The sequence below is a fragment of the Bartonella sp. AA86SXKL genome, from assembly GCF_042196885.1.
In genome coordinates this window covers 1-245 of sequence record NZ_JBHIRE010000502.1, presented here as the reverse complement: position 1 = coordinate 245, position 245 = coordinate 1, and the positions used below count along the sequence as shown (strand labels likewise).

General features: G+C 46.1%; 1 pseudogene. It reads left to right on the top strand.

Annotated features, from left to right (window positions below):
• Nucleotides 1-8 precede the first annotated feature (8 nt).
• A pseudogene (locus ACFIO5_RS12890) lies at nt 9-245 on the top strand (Bgr_08870 family protein); the annotation flags it as partial.

Sequence of the window (245 nt, the reverse complement as noted above, 5' to 3'; positions counted from 1 at the left end):
GTGAATGTGTGACTCTAAAAATTCAAAACCGCCAATTGCAGGATAATGACGTGATAACGATAGGAAAAGGCGGATATGGAAATGGTGGGAATGGTGGCAATACATTAGTGGGGTCTGTTCTTACAGCTCGCGGGGGCAAGGGAAATAACGGTTATATTGGTGGGAATAGTGGCGGTGGTGTTTCAGGTGGTAGTGGCTCTATGTCCAACAACGAGAGTGGTTTTTCAGGAAAAAGCCATGCATGG